Source organism: Chlorobium phaeovibrioides, from assembly GCF_003968655.1.
Taxonomy (GTDB): Bacteria; Bacteroidota; Chlorobiia; order Chlorobiales; family Chlorobiaceae; genus Chlorobium; species Chlorobium phaeovibrioides.
Genome location: NZ_RXYK01000019.1, coordinates 1 through 17,049, shown reverse-complemented (window position 1 = coordinate 17,049; position 17,049 = coordinate 1). Strand labels below are relative to the sequence as shown.

Sequence of the window (17,049 nt, the reverse complement as noted above, 5' to 3'; positions counted from 1 at the left end):
CCAGGAAGCCATTGAGCTGCAGACCGGCAGAGCGCTGAAAAAACCAGCATCAATCCTTGCCTTTGCCTCTCCCCTCTCCTCCCAGATCCCCTTTTATCTGAAGCATGGCATTGAAATGACCCTCTGCAACAAGGAAACCCTCTTTGCGGCGGAAAGCCATGCAGCGGCAACCGGAAAAAAACTGAGGGTCCACATCAAGGTCGACACCGGCATGGGTCGTCTGGGTCTCCCCCCTGCGGCCGCCATGGAACTGCTCCGGGCTTCCGAACAATGCCCTGGCATTGAGGTGAAAGGCATCTATACCCATTTCGCAGACAGTTCCGGGGACATGGAATTCACCCGCAGGCAACTTCGCGATTTTCTCTCACTTGCATCCGAATACGAACACAGCTCCGGAAAGCAGGTTCTCAGGCATGCGGCCAACAGCGGCGCCATTCTCTCCCTGCCTGAAGCAAACCTTGACATGGTGCGCCCCGGCATAACGCTCTACGGCTACCATCCCGCAAAAGAAACAGGAACAAGACTCAGCCTCAAACCGGTCATGCAGGTGGAGGGGAAAATTGCTTTCCTGAAAACCGTCCCTTCCGGCTCAACCATCAGTTACTGCCGCACCTGGAGGGCACCCGCCACAACAACCATAGCCACCATTGCAGCCGGCTACGCAGATGGCTATCCGAGAGCTCTCTCCGGCAAAGGAGCCCGGGTGACTGCGAACGGCCAGAGTTTCTCGCAGGTGGGAACCATCACCATGGACCAGATCATGGTGGACCTCGGAACCAGCAGCACCGCCCAAGTCGGCGACAGGGTCATACTCTTCGGCTGGGAAGGCCCCACAACAGCCGAAACCCTTGCAGACCTTTCCAACACAATCAGTTACGAAATTCTCTGCGCTGTCTCCAGGAGAGCAGATCGGATATTCAGGTAATTCCCCGTTCGCTTTCATCAACCGGAAAGCGTATTTTGAAGTAAAGTCATGACGATCCCCCACGAAATGAACCCTCTGGAACGACTTTCGGAAAAGCTCAGCCTTACGCGGGCAGAAATACTGACCATCTCGACACTGCTGGCATTTCTGGTGCTGGGCGTTGTGCTTCGCACCTTCCAGTCAAGTGAATTGGAAGCCACAGCCCTGCAGCGGGCCGAGGCTGCCATCTTCAGCGACGCTGAAACCGACAGCCTTATACAGCTTGCAGTGCGTGATCAGGCAAGGGTAGCACAAATAGTGACCGAGAGCCTTGAAAAAACACCATCAAGGCTTAACAGAAATGAAGAGAAACTGGCGCGCAAAGCCACCAAAAAGCCCTTTACCGGAACTGTTGTTTTCAACCGGGCGGGAAGTGAGGAACTGCAGCAGATCAAAGGGATAGGCCCGGTCATGGCCGAACGGCTCATTGCCTTCCGAACCGAAAACGGCGGACGCATAACAACATTCAATGAGCTCCTCAAAGTCAAGGGAGTCGGCCTGAAAAAACTTGAAATTCTAAAAAGGCATCTGTCGCTGGAATAATGAGCCAAAGTATTGTTGCATGTACCATAGATGCTGACGAATCGAGCATTGTCCGACTGAAAAGCTCTACAGGAGAAGGGCGAATCCTCTCCGCTTACCGTTCATTCCCCTTTGGACGAACTGACATCACCTCACCTCAGGGAGCGCGTCTCTTGAAAAAGCTGGAATCATATGCAGCACAGTGGGGGGGCGAAAACATGGCGATCACCGTCTCCCACGACACCCTGCACCCGCTGCCCGCATATTTTGCCCACAACGCAACCCCTGAAACGCGCCAGAAGTACTCCCGCATAGAGGCGGCCTATTTCCTTGACAATCCCGACGGGCACCTGTGCGACGCCATTGCATACAGCGAAAACGGCAGGGAGACAGCATACGAAAAAAGCCTGCTTCTCTTTTACTCAGACGCCTGCATGAAATCAGCTGAAAAGCAGTTGATGGAAAACCATCCCATCATTTTCAAAGGGTCACACATCCTCCCGTTCCTCTCAATGAACGAATACTGCAGCGAACCACAGGCCATCATTGAGATAACCGGTGACCATGTCATGCTCCTTATAGCAAACAGAGGGAAACTCAACCATTTTGCTTATCGGCCGGTCAACAGCCATGACGAAGCGGAATACTTCACCATAAAGGAGCTGCAGGATGCGCCCCTATCCAAAGAGATTGTGATACAGGCAGCCGATACCGGAATAAAAAAAGGCTTCAGAAAGCTTATTAAAAAAGAAACGGGGCTTGACTTTGCCCCGCTCTCACTCCCGCAGTCAATAGCCATCAGCGGGTTAAAAAACACTAAGGCCCTTTCATCCTCTGCAGTCAAGGCAATTGCTGCAGGACTGATGGCGCTGGCTTAACAGCAGGATGGGGCGCTAGGCTTTCCCTGCCAGCACCACTTCTGCAATCTGTACAGCATTGGTGGCAGCCCCTTTTCGCAGGTTATCAGCAACCACCCACATATTGAGGGTTCTCGGCTGCCAGTAATCAGGGCGAATCCGTCCCACAAACACATCATCTTTTTCATACGATGTCAGCGGCATCGGATAGAGCCGGGCCGAGGGATCATCCTGCAGCACAATGCCGGGAGAATGGCGAAGCAGTTCACGCACCTCTTCAATCTCAAAATCTTTCCCGAGTTCCACATTCAGAGACTCACCGTGACCACCATACACCGGAATGCGAACCGTTGTCGGAGAAACGGCAAGAGTACTGTCACCAAGAATCTTATGGGTCTCGTTGACCATCTTCATCTCCTCCTTGGTGTAGCCGTTCTCGGTAAACGAATCGATCTGGGGGACGGCATTGAAGGCAATCTGATGGAAATGGGTGAACTCCTCCTGTTCTTCACCGGCAAGCTCGCTTTCAAGAGCATCACGACCCGCTTTACCTTTTCCGGTAACCGACTGGTAGGTTGACACCACCACCCGTTTCAACCCGTACCGGTCCTGAAGCGGTTTGAGAACCACCACCATCTGGATTGTTGAGCAGTTGGGGTTGGCGATAATCATTTCCGGCGTACCGTCCTCTTTGAATATGGCTTCCGGATTCACCTCCGGAACCACCAGAGGCACACCCTCGGCCATTCTGAATGCCGACGAATTATCAATCACCACAGCCCCTGCGGTAGCCGCCACCGGAGCCCATTCCAGACTGGCCGATCCACCGGCTGAAAACAGCGCTATGTCAACCCCCTCAAACGCCTCGGCAGAAGGCACCTGAAGTGGATATTCTTTACCACGAAACGACACCGTCTGCCCCAAGCTCCGCGGTGAAGCCAGAGGGACAATATCAGTGGCAGGAAAATTTCTCTCTTCAAGAATCTGAAGCATCGTGCGGCCCACAAGGCCTGTTGCACCAAATACCGCCACACGACATCCCGAATTTCTGTTGTTCATATATGTTTACTGGTTGCTTTATAATTCAAGACAAGTTTTTCTGAATGATCATTCAGGTACTCCGCATACTCACCTATTTTCCCCTCACGCCGGTACCCCTCGCACTCTTCCCTGTAATCAAGAAGAATGGAAGCCACCTGCTCCGGACTCTCCTCCCGTACAAGTTTGTTGCGCACCACCGACACCTTTGGCAGACCCTTCAGATAGGTAGAATAATGGCGGCGCATTTCCAGCGTTCCATACCGTTCTCCCTTGAACTGCACCGAAAGCTCAAGATGCTCAAGTGCCGCCTCTATCCGGTCACGGAAATCCGGCAGTGAAGGCAGGTTTCCTGTCTTCAATAGATGCCGGGTACCCGAAAAAATAAATGGATTACCGATGGCACCCCGCCCGATCATAATCCCCTCGGCACCTGTGTGGTTGAACATCTGCAGCGCATCTTCCGGGCTCCAGACATCTCCGTTTGCAATAACAGGAATAGATGCGTGCCTGACCGCTTCGGCAATCCAGTCCCAATCGGCCCGTCCCTTATACATCTCGCTCCGGGTCCGCCCATGCAGCGCAAGCGCCTGAATGCCCGCATCTTCAAGACGGCGGAGCACATCGATGATGTTGATGGAGTCGCGATCCCAGCCCAGCCTTGTTTTAGCCGTAACGGGAATGTTGACTGCGCGCACCACAGCCTCCGTAATGGCCGCCATTTTTTCCGGCTCCTTCAACAGTGCGGCACCCGCCCCCTTGCCAGCCACCTTTTTGGTCGGACACCCGAAATTGATGTCCAGATAATCCGGCTCGAACGACTCGGCAATACGGGCCGCCTCAGTCATCGACTCCACCGTGCTCCCGAATATCTGTACGGCAATAGGCCGCTCAACAGGGTCGGCAATCAGCTTGCGCGTCGTTTTTTCCACACCCCGCCGCAACGCCTCGGCACTGACGAACTCCGTATAGACAATATCCGCCCCATGGCGCTTGCAGAGCTGCCGGAAAGCCCGGTCAGTGACATCCTCCATAGGAGCCAGAATAACCGGGCGGTCTATATCCAACGACCCTATCTTCATACTGACTGCCTACGGCTTCAGAACTTCAGGTTTGCCCATCATCAGCTCCCTCACCTGGCCATGGACCTTCTCAAACAGCTCCTTGTCCTCGCCCAAAGCCTTCTTGACAGCCTCGCGTCCCTGCCCGAGCTTATCAGGGCCGTAGCTGAACCATGAACCTGCCTTCTTCACCACGCCAAACTCCACTGCAAGATCAATCAATTCACCAAGCATTGAAATGCCCTCACCATAGAGAATGTCAAACTCAGCAATCCTGAAGGGAGGAGCCACCTTATTCTTCACAACCTTCACCTTCGTACGATTGCCGATAATGGCATCGCCATCCTTCAGCTGTGCAATTCTTCGGATGTCAAGACGGACAGAAGAGTAGAATTTCAGAGCCTTGCCACCGGTAGTGGTTTCCGGACTGCCATACATCACCCCAATCTTGTCGCGAAGCTGGTTGATGAAAATGCATGAACAGCTCGACTTTGAAATTGCCCCGGTCAGCTTGCGAAGCGCCTGGCTCATCAGCCTGGCCTGCAGGCCCACAACCGTATCTCCCATCTCACCCTCCAGCTCAGCCTGAGGCACAAGAGCAGCAACCGAATCAATCGCAACAACATCAACAGCACCGCTTCTGACAAGCGTTTCAACAATCGACAGAGCCTGCTCGCCCGATTCCGGCTGGCTGATAAGCAGGGCGTTGATGTCAACACCAAGCCTGCGGGCATAGGAAGGGTCAAAAGCATGCTCGGCATCAACAATGGCAGCAATGCCACCTGCCTTCTGCGCCTCTGCAATAACATGAAGGGCAAGCGTGGTTTTTCCGGACGATTCCGGTCCGTAAATCTCCGTCACCCTGCCGCGGGGCAGGCCGCCAACACCAAGCGCGAAATCAAGCGTCATTGAACCCGTTGAAATCGCCTGCACCTGCATGACCGCCGAATCATCGCCAAGACGCATGATAGCGCCCTTGCCGAACTGTTTCTCAAGAGAGTCAACCGCCAGATCAAGCTGCTTGAGTTTTGCCGGATCAATGCCCGGAACCTTCTTTTCTTTTTTGCTGGTTGTATCCATGGTGCGTTTGGGGTATAGGTGTCAAAAAAATCCGGCTCGTCAGGTTACTGCACTCCTAAGGGTCTCTTCAAGCGGCCGGTAAGTGACCTGAAGTTCCTCTATTGAAAGACTGTTGCTGTAGAAAAGCCTGCGTGAAGCGAGGCCTATGCTCTCAAGGCTTATGAAAGAGGGGCGATTGAGAAACAAGGAATACAGTTCTCCGCCGGAAGCGGCCACCATACCCAGCCACCCGGGCAATGGAAACGCCTGTATTCCGGCGCTTCCCCGAAGATCGCCGATTCGCCCGAAAAGCTCACTGAAAAGAAGGTTGTGGCCAACAACAAGGTACCGTTCTCCTGACTTTCCTTTCCGCCAGCCGGCAATAAGTGCATCTGCAACATCACGAACATCCACAAAACCGGTTCCACCGGTTGGGAAAACAGGCACAAGCCCCTTATGAACCATGCGAAGCACCTCGTTGGAGGAACTGAGCGAAGCCGGGTTCAGAGGATCGCGGCCAATCACAACACCGGGACTGAGAGTCACAACCTCCAGACCTTCAGCCACTCCCCGCAGACCCTCCAGTTCACCAAGATGCTTCGACTCCGCATAACCATTCCGATGCTGCCAGTCCTGAAACGAAGAGGCCTCAGTCACAAGAGAGCCATCCTCCGGAACCCCTGCCGCTGCAATGGAGCTGGTCATCACCAGCCGCCGCACGCGGTTGAAAAGACAGGCATTGACAACAGTGGCACTCCCAACTGCATTGACAGCATACAGCTCATGACGGAAATGCCGGGAATACGAAATAAAACCCGCACAATGAAAGACGGTGTCAGCGCCGCTGAACGCCTCATTCAGAGCAAGCTGGTCGCCGATATCAGCCCGGACGACCTCAACGGGAAGCCCCTCAAAAAGCCCGCACTCCGAACTCTCGCGAGCAACCACCCGGATACGGACCTCATCAGAAAAGCCCGACAAAAGCGACAGAAGCAGCTGAGATCCTATATACCCGGTTGCACCGGTAATGACAACTGTCGAAACGGGCATAAAAACACCAGAAAATTATCACAGACATACTGACCGGCAAGGGCCGGTCCTTGTCAATCAATGTAGCAACTTTTTGCAAAACCGCCTGCCTCCAATTAGGGGGAATTGAGGGATTCATCGGGAAAGGAATAAAAAGTACATTGGGACTCAACTTATACTATTGAAAGAGGGCAGAATGATTTTTGAAGAGGGCAGACTATCCAACGGACTTCGCGTAGCAACCGACCGCATTCCCTCCGTCCAGAGCGTCACGCTGGGCATTCTTATCGAGGCAGGATCGCGGGACGACCCTGAAGGGCGCGAAGGTCTGGCGCATTTTGTTGAACATGCCGTTTTCAAAGGAACGGGAAGGCGTTCTTATCTCGACATAGCCCGCAATATTGAAAAAAACGGCGGGTATCTTGATGCCTACACCACCAAGGAGCATATCTGCATCTATCTCCGCTGCCTGACCCGGCACCTGGAAACATCCTTCGATCTGCTTGCCGATCTGGCCTCCAACCCCGTCTTTCCTCCCGAAGAGATTGAAAAAGAAAAAGAGGTGGTGATTGAAGAGATCAGCAGCGTCAATGATACACCCGAAGAGATCGTCTTTGAGGAGTTTGACCTGCGATCCTTTCCCCGCCATCCCCTTGGCCAGCAGATACTCGGCACCGAGGAAAGCGTTGAGAATATCTCCGTTGACGACCTCAACCGCTTCATGCGGCACCACTTCGTGCCTGAGAAAATGATTATCACCGCTACCGGCGATGTTCAGCACCATGAAATCCTGCGGCTGAGCGAACGCTTTCTCGGGGAACTCCGTGCCGCACCCGCAGATGCAGCCGTGCGCATTCCGTTTACTGCAAAGGATTACAGGCCGTTTCAGAAAAGCCTGAAAAAACGGATATCACAATCACAGATTGTGCTGGGAACCGCCATTCCGCGTCATGACCCGCTCCATTACAGCCTGATGGTTCTCAACTCCATGCTCGGCAACGGCATGAGTTCGCTGCTCAACCTTGAACTGCGGGAAAAACGGGGTCTTGCCTATACCGCCTACTCATCCCTCTCTTTTCTTGAAGACCTGACGGCCCTGAACATCTATACGGGAACCGACATGGCCAAAACGGAAACCACACTGAAACTCATCGGCGAGCTGCTCCACAGCAGTGCCCTCTGCAATCCCGACCCGGAAGAGATTGAAACGGCAAAATCAAAACTCCTCGGCTCACATATCATGGGCATGGAGAAAATGACCCGGAGAATGTCGCATATGGCCGGCGACCTCTCCTATTTCGGCCACCATATTTCTCCCGAAGAAACTGCAGCCGCAATTGATGCAGTAACCCCCAACGAAGTAGCCCGGGCAGCCTCACTCATCCTGCATGAAGCGCCAATATCAACCCTTGTCCATAAACCCTCCCGCTGAGGACAACTGTTTTTAATGCCGGTATTAATTTGTATCTTTTGCACTTTGCGTTTTTAACATTGACAAACAAACCATTACGAGCCTTGCAACAGAATATCAAGAACATCAGCGAAACCGAGCAGGAGCTTGAGATTATTTTTTCCGCGGAAGAATTTGCTCCCGAATACGACAAGGAACTCACCGAGGCCAAAAAATCAATCCAGATCAAGGGCTTCCGTAAAGGGCATGCCCCGCTCAGCCTGATCAAAAAACTGGCAGGTCCATCCATAGAGGCTACGATTGCAGAAAAAATGGCATCAGAGCATTTCGGCCCAATCATCGAAGAGGCCAAAATCAAACCAGCAAGCCGTGCAGGCATCAAAGACTTCACCTTTGAACCCGAAAAACTGACTGTTACCCTTGGCTATGAGGTGCACCCGGAGTTTGAACTGAAAGACTACAGCGGCTATGAGTTCAAGCGCGCCGTCTACACCATCGACGACGAGGCTGTACAGAAAGAGATCAACATGATTCTCAAAGGCCACGGCACCATGCTGACCGTAGAGGAAGCAGCGCAGGCCGCCGATACAGTCATTGGCGATGTAGTCAAACTCAATGACGCAGGCGAAGAGGAAGAAGACGGCAAAACTGAAAACCACCACTTCAACCTTGAATACCTTCCCGAGGACAACCCCTTCCGTAAAGCGCTTGAAGGCCAGAAAGCCGGCGTGACGCTCACGGTTGAAACCCCCGGCAGAAACGAGGGAGATGCCCCTGCGCATTTCAAAGTCACCATAGGCGAAGTCAAACGGATGGAACTTCCCGAGCTGACTGACGAGCTTGTCAAGGAAATAACCGGCGAACGGTTTGACAATGTTGCCAACTTCAGAGCCGATGTACGCATACAGCTTGAGGAGCACTTCAACATGAAATCCGAAGAGGAGCTGACCGAAGCCATCTCTGCAAAACTGATTGAAGAGAACCCGGTTCCGACCCCGAAAGCGATGGTTGCATCGTTCTCGAACATGCTCATGGAAAATGCGAAACGCCAGATGGGCGGTAATTTCCCCAAAGCCTTTGACACCGAGCAGTTTGAGCTTGCCATGGCGCCCAATGCCGAAAAGCATGCCCAGTGGCTGATCATAAGCCAGAAAATCGGCGAAATGAACAACCTTGAAATCGGCGAAGAAGAGATCAAGGCATTTGCTGAAAAAGAAGCAGCGAAAAACACCGCCATGAATGCCGAGGAACTCATAAAAACCTACATGTCCGCAGAGTTCCGCGACTACATCACCGACAGCATCACCAAGGAGAAGATCTACGAAATCATCCGCGAAAAGGTGACAATCACCGATGAACCAACACCCGTTCCCGAGCATAGGGGATAAAGATCACTTCTGCAGAAAAGTCACACAGACAAAAGGCAGGCTCCCGTTCGAGGAAGCCTGCCTTTACTGTTTCTTACCCAAAAAAGTCAGGGGCAGCTGTTCAGCAGCACAATGAGCGAAACGATTAAAAGAAGCTTATTTTCAGCTCATTGCACTTATAGTTATTCACGATATTCAACAACGTCCCCTAGTTTGGAGGAGGGCGGCTGCAATGGCTGAGTGGCGGTCGTGGGAGATGGAGATTTTGATGACGCAACCCGGGGGGAAACAGGCCTTGTCGAGGAGAGTGACGACAGGCCGGCCCCGACTGTCGTTCAGCACCTCAAAACTCTTCCAGAAAACACCACCGGAAATCCCCGTACCAAGAGCCTTTACAACAGCTTCCTTGGCGGCAAACCTGCCGGCAATGCTGGCAACAGGCGAAGGTTTGGCAAGGCATAGCTCTATTTCAGGCTGAGTCATGAACTTCGCAAGAAACTTCCTGCCGTAACGGTTGTGCGCCCGCTCAATGCGCTCCAGCTCAACAATATCGACCCCTATTTCCATTGGTTGCTCATCCCAGGTCTATGGTCATGGAAAGGTCAAGTGCCCGAACGCTGTGCGTCAGTTCCCCTACGGAAATAAAGTCAACTCCCGTCTCAGCGACCTCGCGAACATTGTGCAGGCTCATGTTGCCGGAAGCCTCAAGCTCAACCTTGTTGGGCATTGAGTGCACATACTCAACAGCCTCTCTCATGAGATCGAGAGAAAAATTATCGAGCAGAATCCTGTCCGGTCTTGCCGCCAGAGCACTGCTCAGTTCATCAAGCGAACGGACCTCAGCTTCAATCTTCACATCAAGCTGATGCTTTTCGCGAAACATGCGGGCACGGTTCAGTGCCGGACCGATACCCCCTGACGCATCACTGTGATTGTCTTTGATGAGAATCATGTCAAACAGACCGAACCGGTGGTTCACTCCACCTCCTATCCTGACCGCATCCTTGTCAAAATACCGCAGTCCCGGTGCAGTTTTGCGTGTGTCAAGAATGCTGGCCCCGGTGTGCGCAACCCTATCCACAAACTCTCTGGTTCGGGTAGCAATACCCGACATACGCTGCATAAAATTCAGTGCTGTCCGCTCTCCGAGAAGAAGCGGGGCAAGCGGCCCCTTCACATCCATCACAACAGCACCTTTCTTCACCCTGTCCCCGTCGGCACAATGAAGAACCACCGAGAGCGACGGGTCGCAGGCTGCAAACACCTGCCTGGCAGCCTCAAGGCCGGCTACCACGCCATCCTCCTTGGCCCGAACGACTGCACTCCCCTTCTGCCCATCCTCAATGGTTGCCATGGTAGTGATGTCGCCTGTATAACGGTCCTCTTCAAGCGCGAGCATTATCGCCCGCGAACGGCACCCCTCATAAAAATCGCTGCAATCTTTCTGTATCATACTCATTCATCTTCTTTTATAATGCGTATCGTCTCCCGTCTCCTTTCTTGTGCGGGCAGTGTAAAGTAACACTTTTTCCGCTCCCCGATGCTCTCCAAAAAGCCAGAAGGCCGCTCCATATGTTTTTCGTTTTCAGGTGCAACAATTCCCGGCAACATTGTTAGCTTTAAAGCGGTCATCAAGTCAGCAAGACCCCTCAACAACTATCACACGCATAATGCCGAACAGAACAAGCTCCTGTGTCCGTCTCTCAAACATGGTCTTCTATGCTCATCACGGTGTCCTCAAGGAAGAACACCGGGTAGGGGCGAAGTATGAAGTTGATGTTGAGCTCACCTTCGACTTCACCGGTGCAGCAGAGCATGACGACCTTACCAGGACCGTTGATTACGGAGCGGTCTACAGCCGCATCCGCGAAGCCTTGACCATGAAGAAATACTTTCTCATAGAGGCGGTTTCCTTCGAAATAGCAACTGACCTGCTGAGGGACTTCGAGATAGTTGACCGGGTCAGCGTCAGGGTACGCAAACGCAACCCGCCCGTTGACGGCATCTGCGACTATGCCGAGGCCGACTTCACGGCAGCCCGTCACTGAAGCCGATGGAACAGCACACCGCATATATCGGCATCGGCTCGAACATTGGAGACCGGTTCAACCACCTCCAGGAAGCCCTGCACAGGCTCTCGGCACTTGAAGAAATAACCGTTTCGGCCGCATCCCGCATCTACGAAACTGAACCAGTCGGCGAAGAGGAGCAGAACCGGTTTTACAATGGTGTCATCCTTGTCAGCACCACACTTGAACCCGAAGAGCTCCGTCTCCGCTGCAAAACAATTGAACAGGAACTCGGCCGACCTGAAATCTACCGTCGATGGAGCCCGCGGGTCATTGACCTTGATCTTCTCCTTTACGACGACAGCACCATCAGCACCGAAACCCTCAGTATACCCCACCCCGAACTGCACCGCCGGAAATTTGTGCTGGTCCCTCTGCTTGACACCGGCAACCCCATGCATCCGGTCATGAAGAAAAAGGCCAGTGAGCTTCTCGCCAGCTGTCCCGACCCCTCAGTGCCAATCCGCATCCAAAACCAGCTCAACATAAAAAAGGGCCGCCCGTAAGGCGACCCGAATTGTGTTCATTCTCTGGCAAAAAGCCTTGCCTCGCCTATCGCTCAGTTGGCAAAGGTAATATTGAGGTTTCCTTCAGCAAAGTCCGCCCCTTCAGTCTTCCGTCCCACCAGCACATTGGGAAGAATAATGCTCTTGCGGAAATTATTGATATCCACCAAAAGCTCATCGCCCTTAATGTTCACATTGAGCTTCGTCACCTCTACATTCGGCAGATAAAGGCTCAAAACATACTTTCCGTTAATCTTCTCCAGCGTCTGCGTTCTGTCATTTGTATAGAGAACATCAGCCGGATTTTTGTCACCGAACATCTCTTTGCTTAATTCGTGCAGCCGGTCAGCATTGATGACCTCCGCTGTCGCCTGTTTTGCCCTGAAAATAGGAAGCGGGAAGAAGCAGTTTTCAATAATACGGAGATACTTGGTCTGTAAATCAATAAGGCTCTGCAGGTAGCTGTCACCCGAACGATCGGGGAGAATCTTGTTGACAATAGCCGCATCAAGCTTGTAACCGAACAGGTTCAGATAGGTCTGGACGCGCAGCGCCTCTTTGATGACCATATTTTCCGGATTGAGGACCACCCTAAATGTGGTAACGCTCTTGTCCTGCAGCATGCCATGAAGCTCTTTCATGTGCTCGTTCACTTCAGGCATCAGGCGGAAGATGTTTTTCTTCGACATGAACTTTGAAATCAGCGGAGCCGCAAGTCCAATGGCCTTTGACTGCCATCCACCAATTTTTTCGGTGTACCATCCATACGACTCGGGCATACCAAGCAGGCGCATGGTCTCTCCTGTAGGAGCCGCGTCAACAATAACAACATCGTAATCACCCGACTTGGCAGCCTTCCAGATATAACGGAGGCTGATCATCTCCTCCATGCCCGGGACAATGGCCAGCTCCTCAGCAACTATTTCATTGGCACCATCATGCATAAGGATCGAAGAAAAATAGGCATACAGTTCAGTCCAGTTCTCCCTGATGTCAGCAAGAACATTGACCTCCATAGCAAAGAGGTTTTTTTCAACCTCAAGAGGCACCGGGCTCAGCTCTACGCTGAAGGCATCGGCAAGACTGTGGGCGACATCGGTACTCATGATGAGCACCCTTTTCCCGCTTCGGGCAATAGAGGTTGCCGTGGATGCGGAGACTGTTGTTTTACCAACGCCACCTTTGCCCAGATACAGAATAATTCTCATAATACTAACGAATCAATTAAGGAGATTTGCGCGTAAAACGACTGGAGGAAACAGAGTGACTGCCGATCAGGAAGCTGAATCAGCGCCCTGCGCAGGAAGCTGAGGGGACGGATCAGAGCCTTCATCCATAATCCGGATCTTTTTTGTCGGCTGGGTGGACTGAGAGTTTCCCGCAGGACTTTCCTGAGGCTCGTCCATCTCCATCATATCCTTGACAAGCTCCGACACTTCATCATCATTCGCCTGTATCTTTATTTTTTTCCGTTGCGCGGGAGGTGCGTCAGCTGAAGATGAAACAGGGCTCTTGAGTTCATCATCACCCTCATCGTCCTTTATGGTAATCTTCTTTCTCCGGATTGTACGGGAGTCATCATCCTCATCCCCCGCAGATTGCCGCGAGCTTCCTGCACCGGCAGATTTCTTCGCCCCCCCCATTCCACCGGAAGTCATTTTTACCACATTGCCAATTGTTCCCAGCACACCGTCATTACGGACAGCCGTTTTAATGGCAGTCATGACAAACTGCTCCGCCTGCGGGTTGCCTGCGATATTGGAAACCAGTTCATTCATGGCTGTCAGCACAGCCGCCAAATCACCGGGAACATGCTGAAGATCTTTTTTAACCTGGTCACGAAGCTTGAAGGGCGCATTGCCTATCAGTCCCTTGATACCGCTTAAAACTCCCTTGAGCGATTCAGGGCCTGCAGGCAGCATGTTCTCAAGTCCCTTCATGGCATCAGCAGGATTGAAGGGAGCTCCCGGACCGGGCATTCCCGGAGTACCAGGCGCACCCTCAGGTGCCTGATATCCTATTGAGGCCTTGTACTGCTCAAGAAGATCCTGTCCATACCCAATGGCACTCTCCTGCCGGCCATCAGCTGGCGGCTCAAGAGCGATATTCAGCTGTCTGGGTGGGCAGACATCCAGAGCGGCATGCTGCAGATCTGCCGCAAAGTCATCAGGAATGGCGCCACGATAACTGGTGCCGAGTCGCGACTCAATCATCGACTCCATAACCGTGTGCAGTTTCACGATAAGCTCAGCCTCTCGTCTTTCCACCATATCAAAAATCACATAGACTGGATCCTTCCCTTCACGACGAACCTTGAGGTTCAGCGTGGCGAAATCACCATCCTTGTTTCTGCTGTTGAGGCTTACCGTGCTGAGATCAAACCGGTCAAGATAGTCCTTACTGGCGCCTCGTGCCCAGAGGTAGACCGACTTGTCGGAATAAATGAGATAGTCCTGAAATGCTATATTTCCAACCCGTTCCTGATGCGACTCGTAAAAAACACCATCAAAAAAAGCAAGAACATTCTCACCCGGCTCAACCATGTGTTTCTGAAAAAATTCCGTGACATCCCCAATCTCGGTCTGTCCTGATACATACAAAGTGATAGTGGCCATATAGTCCGATTCCAATAGCGTTTCGCTGTTTTCAACCCGAATGATGCTCAAACTTTAAAATAGAAAAACTAATAGAATTTACGCAACGCAAGGATACAGCCAGAAAAACAACTGGCAACAAGTATACCAGCCGATTCCCGACGCACACTGGAGGACATAAAAAGTCGGAAAGAGGCCGGAGGCTGCCATAAACAAAAAAAGGCAGTACCGACTTTCAGCCAGTACTGCCTTTATCTTAAACCTACGAGGTATCGCTTACTTGGCGAACTTCGACTCAACAGCCTTGGTAGGAACAGCGTAACCTGAAACCTCAGGTGAACCACCGCGAAGGCTGGCGCCACCGCCCATGTTACCATAAGCATTACGGTTGATTCTCATGGTGCCTTTACCAAGTGAATCAAACAGCATACCTACAGTTTCCCAGTGACCTTCAACCATAACCTCAAAAATGCGGCCGGCTGCGGCAAGGATATCGGTAAATACTCCTCCTCCACTCATAACTCCTCCTTGGAATTTTTTTTTATTGAAAAACGAACTACAAACAAATGACTGTACGAACTTTAATGCAATTTAAATCAATCAGCCAAGAAAAACAAACTGATTTTCTTTTCCAACGAGAAGCCTACTTCCCACCCTTCGGCGCCTGGAAAGAACCAGTCATATTCTTCACGGCTCCAGCAGCGCTTGCGCCTGCATCACCAATAGCTTTGGCTGCAGTGTCCGTCACATTCTCAACATTTTTGACAGCACCACTATAAAGATCCCCTGCTGAACGGGATATATCTTTTGCGGTAATGGTCACACGATCAATGGTCTCTCCAACCACTCCGCCGGGCTGGCCGAACAGCTTATTGATGCCGGTGGCGTCAAACAGCGACCCCACAGTTCCGGCAACAGTCTCAACAACGGAACCGGCAAGCTCAAGACCGCCAACAACCGCACTCTGACCGGTAAGCATTGTGCCTTCAGCAAGAAATGTCAGCCGATCGGCAAAATCAAGATCCTTGAAAGTCGTGCGCAGTTTCTGATAGGATTCGGACATTTTCTTTACCTCCTGTTAAGCGAGAGCTCCCGGCAGGGACCCCGCAGTTATGATTGTAATGCTACTGATATAATTAAAAGAATATTAAGAAAAAAAGGTCCATGAAACAAACCTCCTTTCCTCCCGGCAAGGCTCATCTTCAGCCAGCCTTGCGGTCGCCCTGACCATTGAGGTCAAAGGGAATATGCAGCCATTTGTCCCTGAAAAAGGCGTCGCCCGGCTCAAGCCCTGTCAAGCTGATCGGCAGGGTAATCACCTTCCGCTGGCTGCCTATCTGCAGATACAGCTCATCACCAGTCACCCATACATCAATGTCACTTGGGTTGGCAAACATCAGCTTCAGCTGAACCTCGTATACATCACCGTTGCGGACAAACTTGATCGGCGGCTCATCATACATCATATCGGAAGGGTCCGTCTCCCCGTACATGTCGCGGGCAAATGCCTCCAGTGCAGGCAGACCAACTATCTCCTGCTCGTACATTCTCAGTTTGTTCACCGGCAGCGGAGCAAAGCCTTCCTCAATTTCACCAAGATATTTCTGCTGGATTGTTTTCCATTTCTCAAGATATCCACTGTCCTCATTCATGTCGAGAAGCCTGTTGACAAGCACCATATCCACCTTGAATCCGTAAAGATTCAGATAGGTAAGAGCCCGCATGGTCTCCTTGATGGACATTTTCTCGGCATTCATCACCAAACGAACTGTCGATTTTTCGTTGTCCGTAAGAATTTCGCGGATGTCCTCAAGCTCGTCAAACACCTGATCAACAGACGCAATGGCCTCTTCAGGCGGAATGTAGTGCGCAATCCGGTCCGACATTTTCGAAAGCGGCTTGCTGAGGGGGCGCACAATATATTTGTTCACATTCTTCACGGCCTTCATTCCCCATGAAAGGGTTTCAGGCAGAGAAAGCAGGCGTAATGTTTCACCTGTAGGCGCCGTATCAAGCACCATGACATCATAAAGACCCGAAGACTTGTATCGTTTGATGCGAAGCAGCGAAAAAAGCTCCTCCATACCCGGAAGAATCGTCATTTCATCAGCCATGACACCGGAAACCCCCTGGGCCATGAATACTCTGGTATAATATTTCTGTACGGACTGCCAGTTCTCCTTGAGATCCACATAGGGGTTCACCTCAATAGCGTCCAGATTCTCCTTGATCTTCGTCGGATCAGAACCAAGAGGGATATTGAAAGAGTCGGAAAGACTGTGAGCAGGGTCGGTTGAGAGCACAAGCGTGCGATAACCTAATTCGGACAAACGAACGGCTGTTGCAGCTGAAACACTGGTTTTCCCAACGCCGCCTTTCCCTGTAAATGTTAAAATACGCATGTACCCGACTTTCTGGATTAATGAAGAAAATCAAAGATTATAAGATAGAACACTCCAGCGACTCTGCAAAAGATATCACCCTATTATAGTGGCCCCCGATTTTTAGACAGCTGTTTAAGTTGGTAACTTGCTCAAAAGAGGAGCAAGTAAATGACCAAAAGGAAACGCAA

At 51.8% G+C, this 17,049-nt stretch carries 18 protein-coding genes; 7 read left to right on the top strand and 11 right to left on the bottom strand.

All coding sequences use genetic code 11. From position 1 onward, the window contains the following. The 3 genes from alr to EKD02_RS09145 form a co-directional block, all read left to right on the top strand. On the top strand, positions 1-925 hold a 925-nt coding region (alr, locus tag EKD02_RS09155; RefSeq protein ID WP_126385145.1), incomplete at its 5' end, for an alanine racemase. A gap of 48 nt (positions 926-973) precedes the next feature. After that, positions 974-1,507, top strand: coding sequence for a ComEA family DNA-binding protein (locus EKD02_RS09150; protein WP_126385143.1), 534 nt, complete (start codon positions 974-976; stop codon positions 1,505-1,507). Then, positions 1,507-2,364: a hypothetical protein gene (locus EKD02_RS09145; protein WP_126385141.1), complete on the top strand. Its 858-nt coding sequence runs from the start codon at positions 1,507-1,509 to the stop codon at positions 2,362-2,364. The genes EKD02_RS09150 and EKD02_RS09145 overlap by 1 nt, the downstream gene beginning before the upstream one ends. A 15-nt stretch (positions 2,365-2,379) precedes the next feature. Here the strand turns inward: EKD02_RS09145 and EKD02_RS09140 are convergent, their stop codons facing one another. From EKD02_RS09140 to EKD02_RS09125, 4 genes are read right to left on the bottom strand one after another with little or no spacing between them, the layout of a single operon-like run. Further along, a complete protein-coding gene (locus tag EKD02_RS09140; protein ID WP_011889593.1) occupies positions 2,380-3,402 on the bottom strand; it encodes an aspartate-semialdehyde dehydrogenase in 1,023 nt (340 codons plus the stop codon). Continuing rightward, positions 3,399-4,463, bottom strand: coding sequence for a tRNA dihydrouridine synthase DusB (gene dusB / locus EKD02_RS09135; RefSeq protein WP_126385139.1), 1,065 nt, complete (start codon positions 4,461-4,463; stop codon positions 3,399-3,401). Before dusB ends, EKD02_RS09140 begins: the two co-directional genes overlap by 4 nt. A 9-nt stretch (positions 4,464-4,472) precedes the next feature. Then, positions 4,473-5,522 (bottom strand): recombinase RecA, encoded by a 1,050-nt coding sequence (gene recA / locus EKD02_RS09130; protein WP_126385137.1) that lies wholly within the window; start codon positions 5,520-5,522, stop codon positions 4,473-4,475. Positions 5,523-5,561: 39 nt separating this feature from the next. Further along, positions 5,562-6,551: an NAD-dependent epimerase/dehydratase family protein gene (locus EKD02_RS09125; RefSeq protein ID WP_126385135.1), complete on the bottom strand. Its 990-nt coding sequence runs from the start codon at positions 6,549-6,551 to the stop codon at positions 5,562-5,564. Between the two features lie 175 nt (positions 6,552-6,726). Between EKD02_RS09125 and EKD02_RS09120 the strand changes: the two genes are divergently transcribed. After that, positions 6,727-7,962 (top strand): M16 family metallopeptidase, encoded by a 1,236-nt coding sequence (locus tag EKD02_RS09120; protein WP_011889589.1) that lies wholly within the window; start codon positions 6,727-6,729, stop codon positions 7,960-7,962. 83 nt (positions 7,963-8,045) lie between these two features. After that, positions 8,046-9,329 carry a trigger factor gene (tig, locus tag EKD02_RS09115; RefSeq protein WP_041469698.1) on the top strand — a complete coding sequence of 428 codons (1,284 nt, stop codon included), beginning with the start codon at positions 8,046-8,048 and terminating at the stop codon, positions 9,327-9,329. 174 nt (positions 9,330-9,503) lie between these two features. Here tig and EKD02_RS09110 read toward each other — a convergent pair whose 3' ends face one another. Next, entirely contained in the window at positions 9,504-9,875 is a 372-nt protein-coding gene (locus EKD02_RS09110; RefSeq protein ID WP_126385133.1) for a holo-[acyl-carrier-protein] synthase, read from the bottom strand. Between the two features lie 7 nt (positions 9,876-9,882). Further along, positions 9,883-10,767 carry a carboxylating nicotinate-nucleotide diphosphorylase gene (gene nadC, locus EKD02_RS09105; RefSeq protein ID WP_126385131.1) on the bottom strand — a complete coding sequence of 295 codons (885 nt, stop codon included), beginning with the start codon at positions 10,765-10,767 and terminating at the stop codon, positions 9,883-9,885. A 211-nt stretch (positions 10,768-10,978) separates the two neighbouring features. On the opposite strand from nadC, the gene folB reads away from it, so the two are divergent. Both folB and folK read left to right on the top strand, forming a co-directional pair. Beyond that, the gene (folB, locus tag EKD02_RS09100) at positions 10,979-11,356 is read left to right on the top strand and encodes a dihydroneopterin aldolase (protein ID WP_126341787.1); all 378 of its coding nucleotides are present in this window, start codon (positions 10,979-10,981) and stop codon (positions 11,354-11,356) included. Positions 11,357-11,361: 5 nt separating this feature from the next. Next, a complete protein-coding gene (gene folK, locus EKD02_RS09095) occupies positions 11,362-11,883 on the top strand; it encodes a 2-amino-4-hydroxy-6-hydroxymethyldihydropteridine diphosphokinase (protein ID WP_126341788.1) in 522 nt (173 codons plus the stop codon). A gap of 53 nt (positions 11,884-11,936) precedes the next feature. Here the strand turns inward: folK and EKD02_RS09090 are convergent, their stop codons facing one another. The 5 genes from EKD02_RS09090 to EKD02_RS09070 all read right to left on the bottom strand — a co-directional run bounded on the left by EKD02_RS09090 (position 11,937) and on the right by EKD02_RS09070 (position 16,879). After that, positions 11,937-13,091: an ArsA family ATPase gene (locus EKD02_RS09090; RefSeq protein ID WP_126385129.1), complete on the bottom strand. Its 1,155-nt coding sequence runs from the start codon at positions 13,089-13,091 to the stop codon at positions 11,937-11,939. A 66-nt stretch (positions 13,092-13,157) separates the two neighbouring features. Then, on the bottom strand, positions 13,158-14,498 hold the full coding sequence (locus EKD02_RS09085; protein ID WP_126385127.1) for a hypothetical protein: 1,341 nt from the start codon (positions 14,496-14,498) through the stop codon (positions 13,158-13,160). A gap of 255 nt (positions 14,499-14,753) precedes the next feature. Beyond that, on the bottom strand, positions 14,754-14,996 hold the full coding sequence (locus tag EKD02_RS09080; RefSeq protein WP_011889581.1) for a bacteriochlorophyll c-binding family protein: 243 nt from the start codon (positions 14,994-14,996) through the stop codon (positions 14,754-14,756). A gap of 124 nt (positions 14,997-15,120) precedes the next feature. Next, a complete protein-coding gene (locus EKD02_RS09075; protein ID WP_126385125.1) occupies positions 15,121-15,540 on the bottom strand; it encodes a chlorosome protein C in 420 nt (139 codons plus the stop codon). Positions 15,541-15,679: 139 nt separating this feature from the next. Beyond that, positions 15,680-16,879, bottom strand: coding sequence for a TRC40/GET3/ArsA family transport-energizing ATPase (locus EKD02_RS09070; protein WP_126385123.1), 1,200 nt, complete (start codon positions 16,877-16,879; stop codon positions 15,680-15,682). Between the last annotated feature and the right edge of the window lie 170 nt (positions 16,880-17,049).

Excerpts from the sequence above, each read along its gene's own strand:
- nadC (WP_126385131.1), bottom strand. The coding sequence starts at position 10,767 with ATGAGTATGATACAGAAAGATTGCAGCGATTTTTATGAGGGGTGCCGT.
- EKD02_RS09080 (WP_011889581.1), bottom strand. The coding sequence starts at position 14,996 with ATGAGTGGAGGAGGAGTATTTACCGATATCCTTGCCGCAGCCGGCCGC.
- EKD02_RS09070 (WP_126385123.1), bottom strand. The coding sequence starts at position 16,879 with ATGCGTATTTTAACATTTACAGGGAAAGGCGGCGTTGGGAAAACCAGT.
- EKD02_RS09145 (WP_126385141.1), top strand. The coding sequence starts at position 1,507 with ATGAGCCAAAGTATTGTTGCATGTACCATAGATGCTGACGAATCGAGC.
- EKD02_RS09110 (WP_126385133.1), bottom strand. The coding sequence starts at position 9,875 with ATGGAAATAGGGGTCGATATTGTTGAGCTGGAGCGCATTGAGCGGGCG.
- EKD02_RS09125 (WP_126385135.1), bottom strand. The coding sequence starts at position 6,551 with ATGCCCGTTTCGACAGTTGTCATTACCGGTGCAACCGGGTATATAGGA.
- folK (WP_126341788.1), top strand. The coding sequence starts at position 11,362 with ATGGAACAGCACACCGCATATATCGGCATCGGCTCGAACATTGGAGAC.
- EKD02_RS09085 (WP_126385127.1), bottom strand. The coding sequence starts at position 14,498 with ATGGCCACTATCACTTTGTATGTATCAGGACAGACCGAGATTGGGGAT.
- EKD02_RS09150 (WP_126385143.1), top strand. The coding sequence starts at position 974 with ATGACGATCCCCCACGAAATGAACCCTCTGGAACGACTTTCGGAAAAG.
- EKD02_RS09090 (WP_126385129.1), bottom strand. The coding sequence starts at position 13,091 with ATGAGAATTATTCTGTATCTGGGCAAAGGTGGCGTTGGTAAAACAACA.
- EKD02_RS09075 (WP_126385125.1), bottom strand. The coding sequence starts at position 15,540 with ATGTCCGAATCCTATCAGAAACTGCGCACGACTTTCAAGGATCTTGAT.
- EKD02_RS09120 (WP_011889589.1), top strand. The coding sequence starts at position 6,727 with ATGATTTTTGAAGAGGGCAGACTATCCAACGGACTTCGCGTAGCAACC.
- folB (WP_126341787.1), top strand. The coding sequence starts at position 10,979 with ATGCCGAACAGAACAAGCTCCTGTGTCCGTCTCTCAAACATGGTCTTC.
- recA (WP_126385137.1), bottom strand. The coding sequence starts at position 5,522 with ATGGATACAACCAGCAAAAAAGAAAAGAAGGTTCCGGGCATTGATCCG.
- dusB (WP_126385139.1), bottom strand. The coding sequence starts at position 4,463 with ATGAAGATAGGGTCGTTGGATATAGACCGCCCGGTTATTCTGGCTCCT.
- EKD02_RS09140 (WP_011889593.1), bottom strand. The coding sequence starts at position 3,402 with ATGAACAACAGAAATTCGGGATGTCGTGTGGCGGTATTTGGTGCAACA.